Raw genomic sequence first — 20,852 nt, 5'->3', positions numbered from 1 at the left:
CCGCCAAACCGTCATTTATTTAAAAAATGATTTGTGTATCCCAAGGTGAATGGGTTAATATTAAGGGGATAAATGAATATTCAACGAGTGGAGGGATCGGGTATGAACTACAAGCAGCGCCGCCAATTAATTCAACAACTGGTCGAAGAAAATCACATTGCTACCCAAGAGGAGCTTTTGGAATTGCTGAAGCAACACGGGGTCGTCGCCACTCAGGCAACCGTTTCACGGGATATTCATTCCCTAAACATTGCTAAGGTTAGCAGCAGTGATGGGCAATCCTACTATGCTCAGGTGGCGGCCGCCAAGGAGGACGACGACCGGCTCTACCGGGCAATTGCCAACCGGGTGGTCTCTTACACCACCGTTGAGTTTGTTAACGTCGTTAAAACCACCCCGGACTCGAGTTACGCGACCATCCTCGGCGGGATGTTTGATGAATTGTCGATGCCAGAGGTAGTGGGGACGATTGCTGGTAACGATACCCTCTTAATTATCTCCCCCGACGCACAGGGCGCTCAAAAGATTGGTCAACTTTTGGCCGATAACCAAGGACACTAGGTCACTGGGGTTTAATTAATATTAGCCGGAAATCCCGTGACTTTAGTCATGGGATGGATAGGCCACTATTGAGCCCCTTTATGGGGCTTTTTGTTTGTTTCTGTATATTTTTGGTCATTGATATATTTCTCGACAACTTCTTTGCTCATATTGCCCAATGTACTCATATAGTAACTCGGAGACCAAAGATGACCGCCCCAATATTGGCTACATCGTATTTCTGGATGATTCTGTAAAAAAATATAGGCACTACGTCCTTTGAGCGCCTTAATGGCACTAGCCGGAGCTTTGCTTGGCGGAAAACTGATCAGCATATGAATGTGATCCGGCATGACTTCCATCTTTTCGATTACGATGTCATTGTCATCTGCAACTTGCTGCAAGATAGCTTTCATTTCGTTAGATAAGACCTCGGTTGTAAAAGTCTGATTGCGATACTTAGTTACCCAGATCAAATGATAATGGAAATTATAGATATAACGACGAGTATAAATGGCATCTTTGATTTTTTCTTTAGTCATAATATGCTCTCCTTTGTTAATGCATTGACATCATGATATAATGTTATCATATCAATAAAGGAAGTGAAATCAAATGAAGTCAATGGCAAAAATGAAATATCATTATGGCCTAAAAATGCGCTGCTATCCTAGTGACCAACAAAAGCAGTTGATTAAAATCAACAGTGACGCTAGTCGCTTTATCTATAACGAAATGGTTGCGATCAATAAGGAACTGATGCAGCTTCGCAGAGTTAAGCTACCGATTGACATAGTTCAGGATCGTATTAAGCAACTAACTATGCGCCAAAACGCTAAGCAAATGTCTAATCACTATCAATTCTTAGAAGATAAACGAATTGATAGTTTGACGAAAGCTAATGCCATTCAGAACTATCGAAAAGCTTGGAATGCTTTTCGGAAGGTTCACGCCACTGGCGTTCCCAAATTTCATCGAAAGAGTTATCACTGGCGGTATCAAACCAATTGTCAATACCCGGGGCAAAAAAATGCGTTGCTAACTAACGGTACAGTCTGTTTTCTAGATAATAGTCATGTCAAAGTACCTAAAATAGGACTGTTACGTGTTGCCGGTTCGCAAGCACGGCTTTTGAAAAGAATATGCGAGACTAGAATTGGTACCGTGACGTTGACTAAAGATTCAGCGGATCGCTTCTTTTTATCAATGCAGTTAGCTTCAGATGAATCTTTTGTTAAAGTGTCCAAAGCTACTCATGGACATGTTGGAATTGATCTTAATACTGATAACTTCTTAACCGACAGTGAAGGCAACATAGTTCCTAATCCACGATATTACCGCACTATTAAAGGCAAATTAGCCAAAGAACAGCGCATTTTATCTAGACGGCAACAACGTGCAAAAAAAGAACATCGTTCTTTACGAGATAGTAAAAATTATCAAAAACAGCGCTTGTTAGTCGCTAAACTCCATGCCAAGGTAATGAACCAAAGGCATAATTTTCTCCAACAAATTTCTACCGCATTAATCAAGAACCACGATTTAGTAGTAGCCGAGGAGTTGCGTAGCAAGAATTTGCTTAAAAATCATGCTTTGGCACTTAGTATTTCTGACGTTGGCTGGCGAACATTTCTTGGCATGTTGGCTTATAAAGCAAAGCTTTATGGGCGTCAATTTATCACAATCAACCCAAGAAATACTACCCAAACATGTCGCGATTGTGGCTTTGTAATGGGCACTAATGGGACGGACAAACTAACATTAGATGATAGAAACTGGACTTGTCCTAATTGTGGTATTCACCATATTCGTGACTGGAACGCAGCTAAAAACATTCTTGATAAGGGAATAGCTAAACTAGCCTAGCTTATCTGTCCCTATGGCAACCTGGGGACATAAAAGGCGTTGGTAATTAGACGACCGCTGTTTGATTACAATTTCAGTTGGTCAAATAAGTTGTCCCTATCTACGCAAATTGTGGTTCGAAATCCGTGATGATATTCGGCTCACAAGCCACTGACTTTAGTCAGTGGTGGTTGACAAAGAACGAAAAAAGGCCGGCTGGAATACCCAGTCGGTCTTTTTCTGTATTTACGAAGGTTAGATAGCAAAGGTGGAAAATAACCGCAGGGCTAGTGCCTAAGCAAGTCGAAGAACGGTGCGCTCTAGCTTAGCCATACGACCTGCCGAGAAGGTGATTACCCACTTTTATTTACGGATTTCATTCACGACGTCGGCGATGATCCCCATCACGAGGGGGTCGACCAGGCGGTAAACAACCTGGCGCCCATTTTTAACCCGCTCCACGATCTGGTACTTACGCAACACTTGGAGTTGGTGGGAGACGGCCGATTGTTCCCACTTTAAGCGTTCGCTAATTTGGGATACGGTCATCGATTGTTGAATCAATAGGTACAGCAGTTGGAGGCGCTTGGGATGCCCCATCAGTTTAAACAGGTGGCTAACCTGATCTAGTGCATCAATGGTGGTATTAGCCTCGTTTGTTACCATAAAAACGGCCCCTCTCATTGGAATTAAATCTGCCTTTGATTATAAGCGGTTTAGGGTTAAATTTCAAAAATGGGGACCAAAACGAACAAAGGACCCGCCATGCTTGGCGGGTCCTTTGTTGATAATTAAATTAATTTTAAAGCGATAACTGTTGACCAACGTAGATCACGTATGGGCTAGCGATGTTGTTCTTGGCGGCTAACGTCTTCCAGTTTAAGCCGTGAGCGGCGGCAATGGCGGAAAGCGAGTCGCCGGACTTAACGGTGTAAGAACCACTGGTTGAGGAAGTGGAACTAGTGGTGGTGCTGGTGCTTGAAGAAGTGCCAGTGACCTTGAGGACTTGGCCTACGTAGATCAAGTTGGCGTTGGAAATGCTGTTGGCACTAGCTAACGCCGCCGTAGTCGTGTTGTAGGAGCTAGCGATCGAACTGAGGGTATCGCCGGCTTTAACCGTGTAGGTACCACTGGTCGTTGCTTGGCTAGCCGAACTAGAACTAGTGCTGGTAGAAACACTGGTAGAGGAGCCGGCTACCTTGAGGACTTGGCCCACGTAGATCAAGTTCGGGTTGGATAAGTTGTTCAAACTCGTCAACGTCGAGGTGGTCGTGTTGTAGGAACTGGCGATCGAACTCAGGGTATCACCGGACTTAACCGTGTAAGTCGTTGCGCTTGAGCTAGTTGAAGCGGCACTGCTGGTGGAACTCGTGCTTGCCGTCGTGGTGTTAGCCAACTTAAGGACTTGGCCCACGTAAATCAGGTTCGGGTTGGCCAGGCTGTTTAAGCTCGTCAACGCCGCCGTGGTCGTGTTGTGGGAGCTAGCAATCGAGCTGAGGGTGTCACCAGACTTGACCGTGTAGGTAGTGGCACTAGTGGTGGAGCTGGTACTAGTTGCGCTAGCGGTGCTGGTGGCCGTTGAAGTTGCGGATGACGCCGCTGAAGTCGATGCGCTCTTGACCAGGAGCCGTTGCCCAACGTAGATCAAGTTCGGGTTGGATAAGTTGTTTAAACTCGTTAACGTCGCGGTGGTCGTGTTGTATTCAACGGCGATTCCGGACAGGGTGTCGCCGGGTTGGACGGTGTAGTAAGTTGCCGTCGCCGTGGTGGATGCCCCGTTGTTGGTTTGGGTGTAATCGCTCTTGTTGGTGATCACCGGCGTGTTCGCAATGGCGATGCTGTCCAATTGGGTCAGGTCGTAGGTCTTAACTAAGCTGATCAAAGAGGAAGAGTAGTAAGGGTCGGTAGCGTAACCGTCTTGGGAAAGCTTTTGGGCGACGTCGGTGTAACTAGTGTCACCTAAGAGGTTGCTGTAACGGGAGTTGGAGTAGAGGAAGTTCCCGTGGTCTTCAACGGATTCGGAGTTGTTAGCGTAAGCCCGGAAGGCGGCGTTAACGTAGACGCTTTGCCCGTTAATCACTTCGCGGGTGCTCATCGTGACGTAGTTACCGTTGTAGCTCCCCTTAATCCCGAAGAGGTTGTGGGCTTGCGTGGAAAGGGTGGATGAACCCCAACCGGATTCGAGAATGGCCTGGGCAACGGTGATCGACGGCAAGACGCCGTATTCGTTCCAACCTTCGATCGCCCCTTCAGCCACGCTTTCGATGAAGGCCTGTTGGGAGGCGTTGTTGGAGAAGGTTAACGTTGACAGGTCAACGGACGAAGAACTTGCACTAGCGCTAGTGGCCACGGCAACCACCGCCCGGACCACAGTGGTAGAGCTTGCTGACGTAGCACTGGTGGCGGTACTAGCGGAGGAAACGCCGCTGTTGGCATCCGCCGCGCTGGCCGAGGAGCTGGCGTCATCGCTAGACGTAGCGGCACTGGCGGAGCTGTCAGCGCTCGTTGACGATACCGAGGTGGCGCTAGTAGCGCTGGTGGCACTGGTTACGCTAGTAGCTGCCGTGGCCACGGAACTAGAACTAGCGGAGGTAGCAGAGCTAGAAGAGCTAGCCGTGCTTGAGCTAGAACTAGTGGCGCTGGTACTTTCTGAAATAAAGGTAACGGTGGCCTTAGCCGCTTCACTGGCAACGGTTGAACCGTTGAGGCTGACCGTGGAGGCAGCTGAAGAAGACGTGGTGTCAGCGTGAGCCACTTCAGTCGTTGTTAGCAGGGTCAGAGCTGCGACCCCAGCAAACACCCACTTGCGACCGCTTTTGTACATTTTGTAGTGGAGGTATTGGTCATTTGATTGCTTTTTGTGCATATACCGGATCTCCTTTAGATTTATCTTCTTTGAGTATGATAAGTATTTCATTTTCCCTAAAATGGCGAAATGATAAGACTTTTTTAAGTATTCAATACACGTTTAAACTAGCATGATTTCGGGGGTAGGTCAATGAAATTTATGGTATTTAATTAGTAGTAGAAATTAATTAATTTTAATTTCACACACTCTGATTGATAGTGTGATCACAATCATCATGTAACCGCTTTTCTTAGATCGGCAAATAAGTGAAGTGGTCCCCGTCCTGAGAACGGATTGGGGTGGTTGTGGGCGATTAATCAAGAGCGATTCAAAGAGACCACGGAGCGTTAGTAATTTTTTTGTCGCTCCAAAACGGCGTCTAAGGTTTTCAAGAACCGCTTACTTGCGTTATAATCGTGAAATTGATTACGAAACGGGTGAGCTAACATGACTTCAACACTAAAGGACGTTGCCAAGCGGGCGGGGGTATCGGTGACAACGGTCTCGCGGGTCATCAATAACTACCACTCGCTAAGTGACAAAACCATTCGTAAGGTTCGGTTGGCCATGCGAGAACTTGATTACCAACCCAATGCCCTGGCCCGGGCGATGCAGGGAAAGTCATCACATTTCATTGGCCTGGTGTTGCCAAACGTCACGAACCCCTTTTTAGCTGAGTTGACCAACTGCCTAGAAGAACGGCTCTTTACCAAGGGCTACAAGGTTATCATCGCCACCACCGCCACCGACGACCAACTAGAACAAGAGCACCTCGGGGTCTTGTTAGCCAACCAAGTCGACGGTATCATCTCTAGTTCCCATAACTTGGATAACGAACACTACCAACGTTTGGCGGTACCGATCGTTTCCTTTGCCCACCAACTAGCCGAGGGGATCCCGGTGGTGACGGTGGATTCTTACAGCGGGGGGCGGATGGCGGCCGCCTACCTGAGGGAGCAAGGGGCCAAAGAGGTGGCCCTAGTTTTGGACGAAGCTCACTCACCGATGTCATCCCGGTGTCGGATTGACGGGATCGTGGATGGGTTAGCTAGACGAGGTAACGCCCTTGCGGTGATCGAGTTGGACGAACTGATCAGAAAACCGCTGCTCTTAAACCAATATGACGGCTTAATCGCCCCTAACGACGAGGTGGCCGTTCAGTTGCAGGGGATGGCACGGGCCAGCGGACGTAAAATTAATGAAGACTTTTGGGTGACCGGCTACAACGGCTCCCGGTTGATGCAACGCTTAAACCCGGAGTTAGCCACCGTGGTGCTCCCGGTTCAAGAGCTTGCCGACAAGCTAATTGCAACCCTGCTAGAGCAAATCGCCCACCCCGATCAGGTGATCGAATCCCCCGCACCAGTGCCGGTCCGCTTCCGGCGACCAACGTAAAAAGGGCTGAGAGGTCTTCTCTCAGCCCTTTTTACGTTGCTAACTATTAACCTTGTGATTGCATGAAGCGGCGGATCAAGCTTTCTTCTTCTTCGCTTGCGACGCTTGCTTGTGACTTGATATCGTGGATTCGTTCAACGGTCAATTGGCTGCCGTAGGCGATTTCGTTATCAATCATTTGGTGTTCACGCTCGAAGTTGATGATGTCAACGGCGAGGTCGTTAAATTTTTCAGCCATCAGGGGCCCTCCTTCAGATTTGATCAGCATATTCCTATCCATTATACGGGTTTTGGGGGACAGATGCGAAAAATTTATGTGAAATCTTGCCCCGACTTGGTGAACAAAGCCGAGGGGCGTACCGGGTTGTGGTACAATTCATTTAAAAACGTAATGGAAATAATAAGGAGTAAACAAGATGAGTTGGAATTGGCTAGGATGGTTGCTGTGGTTGTTAGCCCTAGTGTTCTTGGGCTTTGTGATCCACTATATTCGGGTGCACCAGTTGATGCTAATCGCAAAGACGGGGCATCGTTTTGAAAAGGGGCTCTTTTTAAAGTACGTGGTCCTGTTGGTGGTGGCCTTAGCCTGGCTGGGGACGATGCTTTACTTCACGGCGTTTCGTAAGGTAGCCTCAACCTCTAATCAAGTAACGGTGAGTTATTCATACGACCCGTTGCAACTGACCAACGATAACACCAATGACTACTACTACGTCCGGGCTAACCACAGCGGTAGCGGTGACCACCACGTTGTTTCCTATACTTACTGGACGACGACCAAAAAGGTGACGGTCGGGGCGATGAACGCATCAATCGCCGATAGTAACGACATTTTATCTAGCGCGGCGGTGACCTACCCGTGGAACGAAAGCAAACTGCGCAAAGAAGACCAAGCAACGAGCCGCGCATTTGCCGCCAAGATCACGGTGCGCTACAAGAACAACTTGATCAACGGGCTGGGGCTACGGGCCAACAAGGAGGCCGATGAGCACACCCTGATTCGGGTCCCGGCCGCCAACCTGATTGAACAGGCCAAAAACGGCGAATAAGAATCCCCGCCAAGAAGTAGGGAAGCATGCTATAATGAAAAAGTATGCCAAGTTCGGGCCCGCCCGGTGGCAAAGCGAAGTTGGTCGCCGGCTTTAATCAAGGGCGGCGCCACTATAATCTAGCTATTAGGTAAAGGAGTAAGACAATGATTCAAACGATTGACTTGAAGAAGGGTATGGTCTTTGAAAAGGACGGCAAGCTGCTCAAGGTGCTCGCCATCAACCACCACAAGCCAGGTAAGGGTAACACCCTGATGCAAATGGACATCCAAGACGTTCGTTCTGGCTCAATTGTGCACACCACGATGCGCCCATCTGAAAAGGTGGAACAAGTGATGGTTAACAAGAAGAACGCTCAATACCTTTACGACGAAGGTAACACGTCCGTCTTCATGGACCTGGAAACTTACGAACAATACGAAATCGACCAATCCCAAATCAGCGAAGAAAAGAAGTACCTGACGGAAAACATGCAAGTACAAATGAACTTCGTTGACAGCGAACTGGTCGGGGTTGAATTGCCAGCTACGGTGACCTTAGAAGTCGTGGAAACCCAACCGGAAATCAAGGGGGCCACGATTGACGGTGGTGGTAAGCCAGCTACGATGAACACTGGCCTAGTCGTAACGGTGCCATCCTTCGTTAAGAACGGCGACAAGATCATCGTCAACACGTCTGACGGTGCTTACAAGTCCCGCGCATAGTAAAAAAGGAGTTAGGAGAAAACCGTGTTTTCCCCTAACTCCTTTTTATTTTTTGACTGCAACACAGATAACGTGCTCCCCAACCACAGGCCTAAGTACGGGTGAAGAACGATGCGGGGCGCATCAGCCTTCCCTCTAGCTTAGTCATACGGTCTGTCGAGAAGGTTGGTCCGCACTTCTTTAATACGTCCCCATGTCATCTGCCACGATGACCCGACCGGCGTAGGCCTGGCCCTGGTCGGTCACCAACCCGGTTTTGTTGTAGGCAAAGGTAACGGTCAGGTCCGCCTTGACGGCGACGCCCATCACCGCACCGGTGTCGGTGTTGATGCCGGAGGGAACGTCAACGGCGACCACCGGGGCGTGGGCGGCGTTAACCTGCTTAATTACGGTGGCGTAGGCGCCCTCGACCGGCCGGTCAATCCCGATCCCGAAGATGGCGTCGACAATTAAGTCGGCGTCCTTTAACAGCGCCGGGTCGCTGGCGACCGGAATTTGGTAGTAGTCGCAGATGTGGGCCTGGGTTTGGTGTTCGCTGGAAGCGTGGGCGGAGTTGCCAATGGTTAAAATGGCCACGCCCCGCCCGGCAACGTGCAAAAGGCGGGCAATGGCAAGCCCATCGCCCCCGTTGTTGCCCTGACCGGCAACGACAACAATCTTGTTGGCCGCCGGGTAGTGGGTTAAAATGGCGTCACGAACGGCGAGCGAGGCCCGTTCCATTAGCACCAGGGATGGGATCCCAATCTGGTTGATCGTGAATTGGTCCTTGGCCCGCATTTGGGCGGCGGTAATTGCTTGTTCAGTCATAAGATCACTCCTTTGCCCCTATCAAAGCACAGAAAATAACTTTGTGCAAGCGAATACAAGCGGGGTGGAGGACGGTTAACCAAAGGAGGAAACATGGCAAAGAAGAATCAATACCCGGTTACGCGTTACACGGGCGTGCCGGTCGAAAACGATGGTAACGGCGGCTACCAATTAAAGCGTGACGCCAGTGGGGCCGCCAAGCTCCACGTCTGGCGGACCGGTAAGCACACCCGGGGTAAGTACACCGGGATTGGCCAGCTGATGCTGACGGAAAACAACCTGCTGGTGATGATCGTGGCCGCCGAGCCAATGGCCTTTAAGGACCGCCACCAGGAAGTACCCCTCCAGCGCTTTTTGACGACGACGGCGACCCCAGGCTTGGTTGAACAAGGGCGCACCCTTTTAGAGGAGGGTTAATAATGAAAACCTTAGTCGTGATTGGTCACCCGGATGTAGCCACTTCGAGCACCCAAGGTTTTTTTAAGCACGCCGCCAAGCAAGAAGCAGGGGTTACCTGGTACCCCTTAGTGGCGCCCTTTGACCGTGGGGCGGAGCGGGCCTTGCTTTGGGCTGCCGACCGGATCATCTTTGAATTTCCCCTCTATTGGTACAGCGTCCCGGCGGTGATGAAGGCCTGGCTAGACGAGGTCTTTGACGATGACTTGCTAGGGACGGCTGGCGACCGGCTAGCGGGCAAGGAGCTCGGGCTGGTGGTCAATACTGGCCGGGCCCTGAAGGATTTTGCGCCGGGGCAGGGCCAGTCCTTTACGCTAGCGGAGCTGCTGCGTCCACTGCAGGCGTTGGCCAATGAAACTAAGATGACCTACCTGACCCCGCTGGTCGTGGGCCAGTTTGCTTATTTGACTGAGCGGGAGCGCCAGGAGCTCCTTGTTAACTACCGCCAGTACCTGACGGCACCCCGGCCCGGGCACTTAGCCGACCAGGCGGCCTGGTTAGCAAGCCGCCTGCGGAAGTTGGCTGAGCAACACCCCGATCAGGCACCGGGTTACCTAGGGTTAGCGGCGGTCTTGGAAGATAATACTGACCAACTCAGTGACTTACGCCTAAACTTAGACCTGTTGGGGGATGATTAAATGGACGAAGCAACCATGGCTTGGGTTAAACACCAGGTGAACGAACTAACGGAGAAGAGCGCGGATGAAGGGGAGCGGGCCCTGCTCTTAGCAACCTTACAGACGATTGAAGAACAAGACCACCGCTTAACGCTAGCAGCCGGGGAGCTGGACGGTTGCGCTTGGGGAGGCAAGCGGAGCAATTAGGGAATGGAGACTAAACTAAAAGAGTCTAAGAGAAATCTTTTCTCCTAGGCTCTTTTTTGCGTACCGCATCAACCCCCAACCTTTCCTTAGCCCACGGCCTTGCCAATGGTTGGATCGCACTTCTTTGACCTTCCTTGGTCTTTTCCCAGCGGCGCGCTAAAATAAACGTATTACAGGCCGAGGCCGGCTTCCAACTTTTCCTTTAGGATCACCGCTTGGTTGTGGACCGGGTCCTTGGCCCCGTACAAGAGGATCACGTTGCCGTCCTTTAAGTGGTCGGCGACGGTCTGCTCGAGGGTTGCAAAGGCTGGGTTGGCGGCTAGTTCCGCTAGGTATTGAGCCTTAAAGTCCGGGAACTTGGCCGGTTCGTGGTTGAACCACTGGCGCAACTCCTTGGTTGGGCCAACCTCTTTTAGCCACTCGTCTAGGTGGGCCTTTTCCTTTGACATACCGCGGGGCCAGAGGCGGTCAACCAGAATCCGGTAGCCGTCCAGGTCGGCGGGTTGGGTGTAAATCCGTTCGAGTTTTAATGCCATCATATCCCGTCCTTTCTGTTCGTACCCTTATCATAATCCTAATTATCAGTGGAGGAAACCAAATGTCACCATACCAAGCCTTTTTCACGAATCGCCCCACCGAAGAGATCGCCAAGGACCTCTTGGGGCGTGAACTCAGTTACCAAAGCCCCGCGGGGAGAGTGGCGGGCTTGATTGTTGAAACCGAGGCGTACTTGGGTGAGCAGGATTCGGCTTCCCACGCCTACAACGGGCGGCGGACCAACTATTCCGAGGCCCTGTACGGGGCGCCAGGAACGATCTACGTCTACCAAATCCGGGCTCACTACTGCTTTGACGTGGTCGTGCAAGACCAAGAAGAACCCCAGGGAATTTTGATTCGGGCACTAGAGCCCACGGAGGGGCTTGAATTAATGGAGGAGCGCCGTCATCAGGTCGGGGTGAACTTAACTAACGGGCCTGGCAAGGTTGGGCAGGCCCTGGGGTTAGTGGATCGCCACTTAGATGGCCAGCCGCTAGAAACGGCGCCGCTTTCGATTGATTTAACCAAGCGGCGGGCGCCCCAATCGATTGGGGTCAGTTCCCGGGTGGGGGTCAACCAAAGGGGGAGCCACGGTAACGCCCCGTTGCGCTTCTTTGTCGACCACAACCCCTACGTTTCCAAGATGCTAAAGCGCGATTCCGACCTGGTTAACCACGGATGGGGGGATTGAAATGTCTTTAACCTACCAAGAACTACTGGTAACCCTGCCGGCCCTGCTTGAGGCCGGGAGCGTACCTAACCTGGTTGGGGAAGCCGGGATCGGCAAGTCCGCGTTGGTAGCCGAGGTGGCTAAACGAATGGGCGCCACCCTGTTGACCACCGTCGTTAGCCTGGCCGAAAAGGGGGATCTGGCCTTACCAGTACCGCCTTTAACCAAGGACAGCCTAGTGACCACCAGTCGCTTTGGGACGCTCGCCGACGTTAAGTACGGCTACTCAACTACTTTGCTTACCCTACTTAAGGAGGCTGAAGCCCGCCCGGGGCAACCAATTATTTGGTTTTTAGACGAGTTTAACCGCGGAAACGCCGCCGTGCAAAGTGAGTTGATGAACCTGGTTTTGCAACGTCAGATCCACACCCTGACCCTGCCCGAAGAGGTTCACATTATTCTAGCCCAAAACCCGGACCCAACGATGGATGCAGCCGGCGATTACGCCGTGACCCCCAGTGACGCCGCCGTTCGTGACCGAACCGTTCGCCTAAAAATGCGGGCCAACCTAACTGACTGGCTTACTTGGGCCGAAGGGGAAGTTGACGGGACCCCCCGGGTGCAACCAGTGGTAGTTGACTACCTGCGAGAGCACCCGAATCTCTTAGCGCCGGCTCCGGTGGTCGGGCAAATTACGCCGACGCCGCGCTCTTGGGAACGAGCCAGCCGCAACCTAACGTCCCTAAGGAAACTCCCGGCCGCTCAATCCAGGGTGGTGTTGGCCGACGTCTTAGCTGGGGACTTAGGCGAAGAAGTGGGGGTTGATTTGGCCCAGGTTATTTTGACGCCCGCGGTGGGAATTGAAGAACTGTTATCCGCCCCGTCTCCGGTCACCGAGATGGTGGCCCCCCTGCCGGAAAGTAATCGCCTCGACCTGGTCAACCAGTGGCTGGGGCAAGCGGTGCCACTGGACCTAGCGACTTTGCCACGGGTGGTGACCCTTCTCAAGTCCCTCAGTGCGGATGGGCAAGTGGCGGCGGGCTACCAAATTGGTAAGCGGGCCGATCTGCTGGCGGCGCTTTACCAGGCGCGGGATGATAAGGCGGCTCGCGCTATGTATGAATTACTGGCGGAAATTGCCAAGCGGGGCACCGGCAATGGTTGAGGGGGAGCACCAGTTGCAAGCGGCGGTAATTGACCTGTTAAAAAAGGACCATAGCGCTGGGGTGGTATTAGTCAACATTAAACGAATTTCCGACCCTTTGCAGTCCACGCTCAACCTGATTTGGCAGTCAAATGACCTCGTCTTGGCGTACAACCCAGCCTGGGTTAAAGAGGAACCGCTACGGGAGCTGACTAATTTACTCCATCACTTAGCCCTCCACGTGCTCTGGTACCACCCATACCGCTACCGTGACGCCTTCGATCCGGCGGCGGTGGCAATTGCCACGGATGTTGCCGTTAACCAGTACCTAGAAGAGTCGCCAGCCGGGACGGTCACCCTAGTCGACCTGGAACGGGCGACCAAGCAACGGCTGCCCCGCCTAGCCGATTCCGCCGCCTACTTACCGGCCGCCCGGGCCCTAGCTCCCGCCACTAAGCGTCAGTTGGTGGGGAGAGGGGTGGGTGGAGAGCGGCCCACCCCGGCCTGGGTAACGCCGGCGGGGGCTAACCCCTTACTAATGAAGGCAAGCTTAAAGCGACTCACCAAGGGACGGGCGCCCCACTTTGATCAGCGGGGGCGTGGGACGGTTCCTCAGGGGCAAGACCAAGGATTAACGGAGTCGTCCGGTAGCTACCAAACCGATTGGGTCCGGGCCCTGCGCCGCTTGATGGGGACCGCCATTGACGGGCAACGAGCCTCCTTTGCCCGCTTTAACCGCCGCCAACCCTACCGGATGGACTTGCCGGGACGGGTTAGCCGCCTAGTGACCCCGGTGGAAATCTTTGTCGATCAGTCCGGTTCGATGGGCGATGCCACCGTCGCACGCTTGCTTAAAATGGTGGTGGCGCTGGTCCACCAACAGGGCTGGCAGGTCCACCTAACCGCTTTTGATGCGGCGATTCAGGGACGGCTGGCAGTTGGGCAGTTGCGGCGTCTTGGGGGTGGGGGAACCCGCTTTGCCGCCATCTTTGAGGACCTAAGGGTGCGCCGGGTTATCCCAACCACGCCAATTCTAATTTTGACCGATGGTGCCGGAGAAGAAGAACTTGATGCTCGCCCCTACCAAAACGTCCTGTGGCTTTTGACGACCGGCGCCAAGCTCTCGGTGCAAGATCCGCCTGGTAGCTGCTTTCACCTAAGAAAGGATGATTGAAATGTTGCAACCAACTGACTTAGCCCACGCCCTGACCCACGACCGAGCCGATCAGCGGGCCCGGGCCCTGCTTAACTTGGGCTGGGAAACCCGCCCCAACGCGCTCGTCAACGACTTGGTGACCGCTGGTGACGTCCAGTTGGCCCGGCGGTTACAAGCAAACGGGATCGTGGCTGGCAAGGTTAACCTGGCTGACTATCGTTCCTGCGCCCAGCTAGTCGCCCACCACGGCGGCTGGTTGAGTGCGGGGGGCAAAGCGGCGCTGTTAGCCCCCTTTGCTGACTAAAAGAAAGTTCGGATCGCCCCTTTACATTGAAAGCCGAATATTATATGATATTCATCGTGATTTTATTCGTTCATTCTATAAAATGGGGGATCAATTGTGTCTGCAATTAGCAAGTATTTCCACTTTGAAGAGCTGGGGACCGATTACCGGCGGGAGATTTTAGCCGGTTTTACGACCTTCATCTCGATGTCGTATATCCTCTTCGTGAACCCGAACGTTCTCGGCGCCGCCAAGATGGATACCGGGGCGGTCTTTACCGCCACCGCCTTGGCCTCTGCCTTGGGGTGTTTTTTGATGGGGATCCTCGCCCGCTACCCAATCGCGACGGCACCGGCGCTCGGGATTAACGCCTTCTTTGCCTACTCCGCCGTCATTGGGATGGGGATCAGTTGGCAAACGGCCTTGGCCGGGGTTTTTGTGGCCTCGATCATCTTTGTTTTGATCACAATCTTTAAGCTGCGCGAAATCATCATCGACGCGATTCCGTCCGACCTAAAGTTTGCCATCTCCGCTGGGATCGGCCTCTTTATCGCCTTCATTGGCTTACACCAAGGGGGCTTGGTGGTTTCCAACAAGTCCACCGTGGTTGGATTAGGTTCCTTTACGACCGCTAGCACTTGGTTAACGGTGGTCGGCTTAGTGGTAACGGCGGTCTTAATGGTGCGCCGGGTACCCGGAGCCATCTTTATCGGGATGGTGGTGACGGCGGTTGTTGGGTTGGTAACCGGCCTGATTCCCGTGCCACACGGGATTGTATCGGCCGCCCCGAGCCTGAAGCCAACCTTCGGGGTTGCTTTGACCCACATCGGCGAAATTAACACCCTGCAAATGTGGGTGGTGGTTTTGACCTTCCTCTTGGTGACCTTCTTTGACACCGCCGGCACCCTAGTCGGCTTGGCCCAACAAGCTGGTTTCATGAAGGACAACAAGATGCCCCGGGTCGGCAAGGCCCTGATGTCTGACTCGACGGCCATGTTAGCCGGTTCCGTGTTGGGGACCTCGCCAGTCGGGGCCTACGTTGAATCTTCGGCTGGGATTGCCGTCGGGGGCCGCTCTGGTTTCACCGCCGTGGTGACCGGGATTCTCTTCATCTTTGGGATGTTCTTCTCGCCACTGCTGGCCGTGGTAACCGACCAGGTAACGGCGCCGGCTTTAATCATCGTCGGGGTCTTAATGGCCCAAAACCTGCGTCAAATTAACTGGAGTCACTTAGAGATCGCCATCCCATCCTTCCTGATCGTGGTGGGGATGCCGCTGACTTACAGCATTTCCGACGGGATGGCCCTAGGGTTGATCATGTACCCAATCACGATGATTGCGGCTAAGCGGGGGAAGGAAGTCCACCCGATCATGTACGCCCTCTTCTTCATCTTCATCGGCTTTATGTGGATCTTAAACGTTAAGTAGGAAGTGGGAACCAACCTACTCGGCAGGCCGTTGAATTTTATGAATAGAGACTAACCAGGGGCTGGGGATAAAATCCCAGCCTCTTTTTGTGTGCTCGGTTATAATGAACATAAACGCTTGGAAAGGATGCGAGAAGATGACACAAGTTGAGAAGGGTGCGGTAAAAGCCGACCTGTACGAAGCGGTGAACGGGGAATGGGAACAGACCGCCCAAATTCCGGCCGACCGTCCGGCGACCGGGGGCTTTAACGACCTGGTCAAAGACGTCGAAGAGACCCTGATTGGTGATTTAAATGCGATGGCCGCTGGGCAAAAGGACGTCCCAAACGCCCGGTTGCAAGAGGCCGTGAAGCTGTATGCCTTAGCTAAGGATTTTGACCGGCGCGAAACAGAAGGGGTGGCCCCCTTAGTCAAGGAACTAGACGAAGTGGCGGCCCTGACCAGCTACGCGGATTACTCCGCTAAGTGGCCGGAATGGGCCCTGTTGGGAAAGGGGAGCCCGGTCTCCTTTGACATCGACCCGGACATGAAAAAAGCCACCGAATACGGGCTCTTCTTTGGCGCCCCCAGCCTGATCTTACCGGAAAAGGGTTACTACCAAGAGGATAATCCGCAGGGCCCGCAACTTCTGGCCCTGTGGTCACAAATGGTGGAAAAACTGTTCGTTAAGGTGGGCTACTCGGCGGAGGAAGCCCACCAGGTCACCGAAGAAGCGAAGCAATTCGACGCCCTGCTAGTGCCTCACGTTAAGTCGGCCGAAGAACGGGCTGATTACGCTAAGATGTACAACCCTGTCGCTTGGGCGGACTTTACCAAGGCGACCGACCAACTCGACCTAGCTAAGATGGTGAGCGGATTGGTGGGGACCGAACCCGCCAAGGTGATCGTGACCGAACCGAACTACCTGGCGGCCTTAAACAAAATTTTGACCGACCACTTCGCCCTCTTTAAGAGCTGGCTGTTGGCCAAGACCGTCACCGGTAACGCCTCGTTAGTGACCGATGAGTTGCGGATCTTGGGTGGTGAATATTCCCGCGCCCTTTCCGGGTCCAAGGAAGCCGTCAACCACGAGAAGTTTGCCTACTACCTGACGATGAGCTACTTCGGCCAGGTAATCGGTAAGTATTACGGGGAAACCTACTTTGGCCCGGCCGCTAAGGCAGACGTGGAGCACATGGTTCACCAAATGATTGCCGTTTACAAACAGCGCCTAGAGGAAAACGATTGGCTCTCCCCGGCGACCCGGCAAAAGGCCATCGTTAAGCTCGACAGCCTCGGGGTTCAGGTTGGTTACCCGGCTAAGTTGCCGGCCGTTTACGACCAACTCAAGGTTAGCGACGGCTTAAACCTAATGGGGGCGTTGGATGAATTAAACAAGGTGGCGGCTGCCGAAAACTTCCGCCGCTTTGGCCAGCCCGTTGATAAGACCCGCTGGGAAATGAGTGCGGCCACCGTTAACGCCTACTACCACCCGTTTATGAACATCATCGTCTTCCCGGCCGCCATTTTGCAGGCGCCGTTCTACAGCCTCAAGCAATCGGCCAGCGAAAACTACGGCGGGATCGGGGCCGTGATTGCCCACGAAATCTCACACGCCTTTGATAATAACGGCGCCCTCTTTGATGAATTTGGGAACCTAAATAACTGGTGGACCGAAGAGGACCAGGCCCACTTCAAGGACCTAGCCCAAGACATGATTAAGGAATTTGATGGCCTGCCGTTTGCCGGGCAACAGGTCAACGGGAAGCTGACCGTCTCCGAAAACATTGCCGACGCCGGGGGCTTATCGTGCGCCTTGGCCGCCGCTAAGCAAGAAGCGGATTACGATCCGGTGGCCTTCTTCACCAACTGGGCCCGGATCTGGCGGATGAAGGCCCACGAACAGTACCAACAACTACTTCTGTCCGTTGACGTGCACGCCCCGAACAAGCTGCGGGCCAACGTCCAGGTGCAAAACCTGGCTGACTTCTACCAAGCCTTTGACGTCAAGGACGGCGACGCCATGTACAAGGCGCCCGCCGACCGGGTTCAAATTTGGTAGGTGATTAAATGGGCCGAATAGAAGTAACCCAAGGTGACATTACTAAGTTAAAGGTGGATGCGATTGTCAACGCCGCTAATACCACCCTGCGTGGCGGGGGCGGGGTTGACGGGGCGATTCACCGGGCGGCCGGACCAGGTTTAGATGTGGCTTGTGCTAAGTTTGGTGGGTGCCCGACCGGCGAGGCCCGGATCACGCCGGGTTTTAACTTACCGGCCACCTTTATCATCCATACCCCGGGGCCAGTTTGGCAGGGGGGCCATCATCACGAGGCCAGCCTGTTAGCGAACTCCTATCGCAACAGCCTCCAACTAGCGGTTGCCAACGGCTGTCGCACGGTGGCCTTTCCTTCCATTTCCACCGGGGTTTACGCCTACCCGCTTGACCAAGCGGCGCCCTTAGCCATTGCGACGATTCAACATTTCCTGGGAAATAATTCCCAGCTCGACCGGGTGACGATGGTGTGCTTTGACGCGCGAACTTACGCGGCTTACCAGCGGGCGCTGGAGCAAAATTAACCCAAAAAGAGGGCCCCAGAGAAAACATGGTTTTCTCCGGGGCCCTCGCTGTGTATCCGAATGTTAGGCAGGCTAGGCCCACCCTAGAGGCCATTTCCCCCGCTATTTAATTGGATTCCTTTTGGCCGTAGCCGGTGACGACTTCTTGCTTCACGAACCAACCCTGGCTACCGAAGAAGGCGTACAGGTCGTTTAGCAAAAAGACCAGGTAGGAAGCCACCAAGGCGTAGTTGGCGGCACCTTGCAGGGCGGTTTGTAACCAGAGGCCGATCGTGATGATGCTGCCAAGCGTCCAGAGGTAGTACTGTTGGCGAAGCAGGTTGAATTCCATTACGGCGGCCGTCAAAGAGATTGCCAAGGTTAAGGAGTCCAAGAAGAGGCGGGGATCGTTAATCAAGCCGTACAGGTAGTAAATCAGACCCCATAAGACGACGAACAAGAGCAGGTACTTGAGCCAGCCCTTGACGCCACCCATCGAGTGGACCTTGACGTTATCGTTCCAGGACGGCGACAAAATGCAAAAGAGGTCCAAGAAGATGATGTAAAAGATTTGCAGGGTCATGTCGGCAAAGTTGTGGGCCAAGTAGGCGTTTAAGGCGATAAAGACCGCCGAGGTGAGGCCAAACCAGCCCTGGATGGCCGACTTATTGGAGATCCCGACCACGCACAATACGCTCAGGTTGGCGGACAAAAAGCTGATGATGGAGTGAGAGACGGGTACGCTAGCCCAACCCTGGATCATTAAGACCACTTGGACAATGAAGTTAAAGGCCACCAGGTACCAAGAAAAGGTGCTCCAGTTCTTCATCTGGCCAACTAGCCAGGAGAAGTAGCCGGGGCGGAAGATATTCTTGGAGTACTGGGGAAGGTGGGTTAAGACATCTTTATACTGATCAAACATGTAATCGCTCTTTTCTAACCACAAGATGTGGTAATGATAGTCGCCTAATTTACAAGATCTTGTGTTAATGTTTTGGCGCAACGGTGAATAGTATAGCGGTCTTTGGAAGTGAGGGCAAGTAAAAAAAGCCCGGTCAATCAAGTGATTAACCGGGTTAAAGGGGGAGCGCCCCGCCTTGAAGGAGTTTTAAATTTTCTTTGGTGACGGCTAGTAAAGTTACTTCACCTTTACGGTGATGATGGTGACTTGGTAACTGGCCGCTGGGGCGTGGACGGTCACGGTGGTACCGGCGGTGTGCCCCTTGAGGGCTAGCCCCAGGGGGGAGTCGAAGGCCAAAACCTCTTCAGTTAAGGAAGCCTGTTCGGCCTGGTGGCGCCCCACGATTTGGTAGGTCGCCTCTTCTTGGTCGTCCAAAAAGCGGATCGTGACCACTTTCCCCAGGGCCACCTTGCCATCGTCTGAGACGTCAATCACCTTGGCGTAGGTTAGCTGCTTGTCGAGGTAGCGCAGGCGGCTTTCTAAGTGGCGCAGCTCCCGTTTGGCCGTTGAGTACTCGGTGTTTTCCGAGAGGTCACCCAGGGCGCGGGCCGCCTTTAGACGGGTGATCAGGGTCGGTCGCTTTTGTTTGAGTGCTTCGATTTGTTCTTCGATGGCCCGGTAGCCCGCCGGCGTCATCTCCTGGTAGTAAATCTTAGCCATTTTAGCGACGAACGGCCCAGCGGGGTTCTTGGCCGGCCAAGACGCGAACGACCTCGGTAGCCGCGCCCCAGCTACCCCGGTCCATCGCCTCAATGGTCCCACCGCCGATGTGGGGACTGAGTAAGACGTTATCGAGTTTGTAAAGTTCGGAGCTGGTGGGTAGCGGCTCTTCTTCAAAGACGTCGAGGGCGGCCGAGTGAATGACCCCGGTCTTTAAAGCCTCAATTAACGCGTCGGTGTCGACCAAGGCGCCACGGCCAAAGTTGATGATGGACGCGGTGCCCTTCATCTTGGCCAGGGTGGTGGCGTTAATCAGGTGGGTAGTTTTGGCCGTCACCCGGGTGGACAGGGTGATGTAATCAGACTTCTCCAGTAGCTCATCAAGGGCAACCGGCGCCCCAATTTCAGGGACTTTCGGCCGGTTACCGTTGTTAATCAGCACCCGCATCCCGAGGGCGGCGGCCCGTTTTTCAACTTCGTGACCGATCCGGCCGTAACCGATAATCCCGATTACCTTGCCGTCGATGTCGTGACCCTGGGCCTGGTTAGCTTCCCGCCACTTACCGGCACGCATCAGGGCCGTTCGTTGGGGGAGATCCTTGGAGAGGTTTAACAGGGCGCCGATTGTTGACTCGGCCACCGAAATGGCGTTGGAGTGGGGGGTGATGGTCACCACGATGCCGTGCTTAGCGGCTTCAACCGGGTTGAGGCTGTCGAAACCAACCCCGATCCGGGCCAAGATTTTCAACTGTTTCATTTGGGCATAGGTTTGGTCGTCAATTGGTGACACACCCATAATGGCGCCCGCCGCTTCATCCTGATACTTGAGGAGGGTGGCGTTATCGACGTTGGGAACTTCGATGATGTTGAGCCCCGCCTGTTGGAGGACTTCGTAGCCCGTCTTGGCGAGGTAGGTGGGAACTAATACGGTCGCGCTCATAGAGTATTCATCCTTTCAGCTTTTGATTGGGACCAATCAAAACGGTTTCTTAGCCTAATTATGATAT

Annotated in this window: 24 protein-coding genes; 15 read left to right on the top strand and 9 right to left on the bottom strand. The window is 53.2% G+C overall.

The window, feature by feature from the left end:
* Positions 1-102 precede the first annotated feature (102 nt).
* Positions 103-561, top strand: a complete 459-nt coding sequence (locus FG166_RS00185) for an arginine repressor (protein ID WP_003685587.1) — start codon at positions 103-105, stop codon at positions 559-561.
* A 65-nt stretch (positions 562-626) separates the two neighbouring features.
* On the opposite strand, the gene tnpA is transcribed toward FG166_RS00185, so the two are convergent.
* On the bottom strand, positions 627-1,082 hold the full coding sequence (tnpA, locus tag FG166_RS00180; RefSeq protein ID WP_015638493.1) for an IS200/IS605 family transposase: 456 nt from the start codon (positions 1,080-1,082) through the stop codon (positions 627-629).
* 73 nt (positions 1,083-1,155) lie between these two features.
* On the opposite strand from tnpA, the gene FG166_RS00175 reads away from it, so the two are divergent.
* Positions 1,156-2,406: an RNA-guided endonuclease InsQ/TnpB family protein gene (locus tag FG166_RS00175; RefSeq protein WP_054173696.1), complete on the top strand. Its 1,251-nt coding sequence runs from the start codon at positions 1,156-1,158 to the stop codon at positions 2,404-2,406.
* 342 nt (positions 2,407-2,748) lie between these two features.
* Here FG166_RS00175 and FG166_RS00170 read toward each other — a convergent pair whose 3' ends face one another.
* Positions 2,749-3,051 carry an ArsR/SmtB family transcription factor gene (locus tag FG166_RS00170; protein WP_015639626.1) on the bottom strand — a complete coding sequence of 101 codons (303 nt, stop codon included), beginning with the start codon at positions 3,049-3,051 and terminating at the stop codon, positions 2,749-2,751.
* A 136-nt stretch (positions 3,052-3,187) separates the two neighbouring features.
* A complete protein-coding gene (locus FG166_RS00165; protein ID WP_035430847.1) occupies positions 3,188-5,251 on the bottom strand; it encodes a LysM peptidoglycan-binding domain-containing protein in 2,064 nt (687 codons plus the stop codon).
* 429 nt (positions 5,252-5,680) lie between these two features.
* Between FG166_RS00165 and FG166_RS00160 the strand changes: the two genes are divergently transcribed.
* A complete protein-coding gene (locus tag FG166_RS00160; RefSeq protein WP_003682254.1) occupies positions 5,681-6,628 on the top strand; it encodes a LacI family DNA-binding transcriptional regulator in 948 nt (315 codons plus the stop codon).
* 46 nt (positions 6,629-6,674) lie between these two features.
* Here FG166_RS00160 and FG166_RS00155 read toward each other — a convergent pair whose 3' ends face one another.
* Positions 6,675-6,908 carry an LBP_cg2779 family protein gene (locus FG166_RS00155; RefSeq protein ID WP_003682253.1) on the bottom strand — a complete coding sequence of 78 codons (234 nt, stop codon included), beginning with the start codon at positions 6,906-6,908 and terminating at the stop codon, positions 6,675-6,677.
* A 136-nt stretch (positions 6,909-7,044) separates the two neighbouring features.
* On the opposite strand from FG166_RS00155, the gene FG166_RS00150 reads away from it, so the two are divergent.
* Positions 7,045-7,677, top strand: coding sequence for an LVIS_2131 family protein (locus tag FG166_RS00150; protein WP_003682251.1), 633 nt, complete (start codon positions 7,045-7,047; stop codon positions 7,675-7,677).
* Between the two features lie 146 nt (positions 7,678-7,823).
* A complete protein-coding gene (gene efp / locus FG166_RS00145; protein WP_003682249.1) occupies positions 7,824-8,381 on the top strand; it encodes an elongation factor P in 558 nt (185 codons plus the stop codon).
* 180 nt (positions 8,382-8,561) lie between these two features.
* Here the strand turns inward: efp and FG166_RS00140 are convergent, their stop codons facing one another.
* Positions 8,562-9,188, bottom strand: a complete 627-nt coding sequence (locus FG166_RS00140; protein WP_003682248.1) for an NAD(P)H-hydrate epimerase — start codon at positions 9,186-9,188, stop codon at positions 8,562-8,564.
* A 93-nt stretch (positions 9,189-9,281) separates the two neighbouring features.
* On the opposite strand from FG166_RS00140, the gene FG166_RS00135 reads away from it, so the two are divergent.
* Genes FG166_RS00135 through FG166_RS00125 form a run of 3 tightly spaced genes read left to right on the top strand, consistent with a single transcriptional unit; the run spans position 9,282 to position 10,468 of the window.
* Complete coding sequence (locus FG166_RS00135; protein WP_003682246.1) at positions 9,282-9,605, top strand: DUF7671 family protein; 324 nt, start codon at positions 9,282-9,284, stop codon at positions 9,603-9,605.
* 2 nt (positions 9,606-9,607) lie between these two features.
* Complete coding sequence (locus FG166_RS00130; RefSeq protein ID WP_003682244.1) at positions 9,608-10,282, top strand: NAD(P)H-dependent oxidoreductase; 675 nt, start codon at positions 9,608-9,610, stop codon at positions 10,280-10,282.
* Complete coding sequence (locus FG166_RS00125) at positions 10,283-10,468, top strand: hypothetical protein (protein ID WP_003682242.1); 186 nt, start codon at positions 10,283-10,285, stop codon at positions 10,466-10,468.
* A gap of 170 nt (positions 10,469-10,638) precedes the next feature.
* Here the strand turns inward: FG166_RS00125 and FG166_RS00120 are convergent, their stop codons facing one another.
* The gene (locus tag FG166_RS00120) at positions 10,639-11,007 is read right to left on the bottom strand and encodes a DUF488 domain-containing protein (RefSeq protein WP_003682235.1); all 369 of its coding nucleotides are present in this window, start codon (positions 11,005-11,007) and stop codon (positions 10,639-10,641) included.
* Positions 11,008-11,066: 59 nt separating this feature from the next.
* Between FG166_RS00120 and FG166_RS00115 the strand changes: the two genes are divergently transcribed.
* The 7 genes from FG166_RS00115 (at position 11,067) to FG166_RS00085 (ending at position 18,245) form a co-directional block, all read left to right on the top strand.
* Positions 11,067-11,696 carry a DNA-3-methyladenine glycosylase gene (locus FG166_RS00115; RefSeq protein ID WP_003682233.1) on the top strand — a complete coding sequence of 210 codons (630 nt, stop codon included), beginning with the start codon at positions 11,067-11,069 and terminating at the stop codon, positions 11,694-11,696.
* Position 11,697: 1 nt separating this feature from the next.
* Positions 11,698-12,840, top strand: coding sequence for an AAA family ATPase (locus tag FG166_RS00110; protein WP_003682231.1), 1,143 nt, complete (start codon positions 11,698-11,700; stop codon positions 12,838-12,840).
* The gene (locus FG166_RS00105; RefSeq protein WP_226557652.1) at positions 12,794-13,993 is read left to right on the top strand and encodes a DUF2201 family putative metallopeptidase; all 1,200 of its coding nucleotides are present in this window, start codon (positions 12,794-12,796) and stop codon (positions 13,991-13,993) included. Before FG166_RS00110 ends, FG166_RS00105 begins: the two co-directional genes overlap by 47 nt.
* A gap of 1 nt (position 13,994) precedes the next feature.
* A complete protein-coding gene (locus FG166_RS00100) occupies positions 13,995-14,279 on the top strand; it encodes a hypothetical protein (RefSeq protein ID WP_021349157.1) in 285 nt (94 codons plus the stop codon).
* Positions 14,280-14,375: 96 nt separating this feature from the next.
* The gene (locus FG166_RS00095; protein WP_003682225.1) at positions 14,376-15,686 is read left to right on the top strand and encodes an NCS2 family permease; all 1,311 of its coding nucleotides are present in this window, start codon (positions 14,376-14,378) and stop codon (positions 15,684-15,686) included.
* A 136-nt stretch (positions 15,687-15,822) separates the two neighbouring features.
* Entirely contained in the window at positions 15,823-17,727 is a 1,905-nt protein-coding gene (locus tag FG166_RS00090) for a M13 family metallopeptidase (protein WP_035430844.1), read from the top strand.
* A gap of 8 nt (positions 17,728-17,735) precedes the next feature.
* The gene (locus tag FG166_RS00085) at positions 17,736-18,245 is read left to right on the top strand and encodes an O-acetyl-ADP-ribose deacetylase (protein WP_003682222.1); all 510 of its coding nucleotides are present in this window, start codon (positions 17,736-17,738) and stop codon (positions 18,243-18,245) included.
* A 106-nt stretch (positions 18,246-18,351) separates the two neighbouring features.
* Here the strand turns inward: FG166_RS00085 and pnuC are convergent, their stop codons facing one another.
* The 3 genes from pnuC to FG166_RS00070 form a co-directional block, all read right to left on the bottom strand.
* Complete coding sequence (pnuC, locus tag FG166_RS00080; RefSeq protein ID WP_003682221.1) at positions 18,352-19,146, bottom strand: nicotinamide riboside transporter PnuC; 795 nt, start codon at positions 19,144-19,146, stop codon at positions 18,352-18,354.
* Between the two features lie 216 nt (positions 19,147-19,362).
* Positions 19,363-19,845 carry a transcription elongation factor GreA gene (gene greA, locus FG166_RS00075; RefSeq protein WP_003682220.1) on the bottom strand — a complete coding sequence of 161 codons (483 nt, stop codon included), beginning with the start codon at positions 19,843-19,845 and terminating at the stop codon, positions 19,363-19,365.
* A gap of 1 nt (position 19,846) precedes the next feature.
* The gene (locus FG166_RS00070) at positions 19,847-20,785 is read right to left on the bottom strand and encodes an NAD(P)-dependent oxidoreductase (protein ID WP_003682216.1); all 939 of its coding nucleotides are present in this window, start codon (positions 20,783-20,785) and stop codon (positions 19,847-19,849) included.
* Positions 20,786-20,852: the final 67 nt, after the last annotated feature.

This window comes from Limosilactobacillus fermentum, assembly GCF_013394085.1.
In the GTDB taxonomy this organism is placed as follows: domain Bacteria; phylum Bacillota; class Bacilli; order Lactobacillales; family Lactobacillaceae; genus Limosilactobacillus; species Limosilactobacillus fermentum.
Note: the sequence above shows the minus strand (reverse complement) of the source record. Positions and strands in the feature narration are given on the sequence as shown.